1 protein-coding gene is annotated in these 1670 nt (G+C 46.5%); it reads right to left on the bottom strand.

The genetic code is table 11. The features are described from left to right. Window positions 1–39: 39 nt before the first annotated feature. Window positions 40–1595, bottom strand: a protein-coding gene (locus B5P39_RS24285; protein WP_088213182.1) for an IS3 family transposase whose coding sequence is annotated in 2 segments (ribosomal slippage) — window positions 40–1133 and window positions 1133–1595 — 1557 coding nt in all. Because the reading frame shifts where the segments join, the coding sequence is not laid out codon by codon here. Window positions 1596–1670 lie beyond the last annotated feature (75 nt).

Consider the following 1670-nt stretch of genomic DNA (forward strand, 5'->3'; position numbering starts at 1 on the left):
CGGTGTTTTTCAAGGTAGTTGTCACTCTTTGCTTAAATATTAAGCTGCATTTATTACCCCTTCTATTGGTGCTTTATCTGGGTTTAGGGTCACGGGCCCAACTGCCTCACAATTTCTCACGTCTTTAGACCAGCGCGTCGGTCTTCTTGCCTTTGCCGCTTCAAGCACTTCCTTACGCTTGGCTAAAATAGCGTTATCTAGCTGAGCATGACGTTGTCCTGGTGAGACAAAATTGAGCTGGCTGTGTTTATGTTCATCGTTGTACCAGGTTACAAACTTTTCCACCCATTCTCTTGCTGTTGCTAAGCTGCTAAAACCTGATGCAGGCCACTGTGGTCGGTATTTTAAGGTTTTAAATAACGACTCTGAAAAGGGGTTGTCGTTACTCACCCGCGGCCGACTTAATGATGCCGTAATACCGAGTTCTTCTAGCTTGGCTTTCATGGTCAATGACTTCATCGGCGCCCCATTATCAGAGTGCAGCACTAATGGCGTATTAAAACATTGTTCGCGTAACATGCAGCGTTGGATTAGCGCGGCGGCGTACTCACCGCATTCTTGTTCGTGAACTTCGTAACCCACTATTTTTCTACTGTAAATATCTTCAAACATGTACAGATAATAAAACTGGCCTTTGACGGTTGAAGCCAAATAAGTGATGTCCCACGACCACACTTGATTCGGCCCATCTGCCCGATAACTTAACGGTTTGCTTCGATTAACAGCAGCCTGAGTGCGACCACGATGGTTAAGTTGACCATGAGCATTTAACACTCTGTAGAAGCTGGATTCCGAAGCGATATAAATCCCGTTATCTAATAATGTTGGCACAATTTGCGACGGGGGTAAGCTGGCGTACTCCGCTTGATTACACACACTTAATATCTGTTGTCGCTCATGTTCTTCGAGTTTATTGGCGGGCTCTGGACGAGCCGCTGTCGGCCTTAAATCAGCTTGTACTTGACCTTCTCGATACCAACGTCGATAGGTACGCTTACTGAGGCCCGTTTCAGCACAAGCCTTATAAAGGCGAGCACCATTGGTATAGGCCTCTTGAATTAAGGCAATCAATGCTATGCGCTCAGGCAAGGGGGTTAGCTCTCCTCGCTGTCGTCCCCCCAGAGCGCATTGAGCTTTTTTCTGAGCACCAGTAATGCGGCAGCTTCTGCCAACGCTTTCTCTTTGTAGCGCAATTCCCGTTGCAGCGATTTGATTTCGGCTTTGTCAGCCTTGGCCTGCTGTTTAATGGTTTTAGTTTGTACTTCTGAGGTTTGAAAACCAGACAAGCACTCCAACTTCCACTGTTGTACTTGTTCGCGGTACAAGCCTTTTTCACGACAATACTGGCTTATTTCTGCTTCTGATAGCGGAGCAGTTTCAATAATCACGGCAAGTTTGGCTTCAGCTGACCAATCATCGGCTGTTAATGTTTTACCTGGCACGGGGCGACCTTCTTTTCTGGCAATATCCCGCCAATGATACAAGGTTTGCACCGCAATGCCTTCTTCCCGAGCAACCTCTGCGACCGTTAAATTGTGAGGCGGTAATAATTTTTTAAGGATCGCCTCTTTACGTTCTGGTGAATACCGAGCCATTTTGTTCTCTTTTGCCGCACCCTGTCTTTAAAAATAATGATTATTTAGGGGTGACAACAATCCTGACACAGGGGG

It is taken from the genome of Shewanella sp. Shew256 (genome assembly GCF_002196695.1).
Lineage (GTDB): Bacteria > Pseudomonadota > Gammaproteobacteria > Enterobacterales > Shewanellaceae > Shewanella > Shewanella mangrovisoli.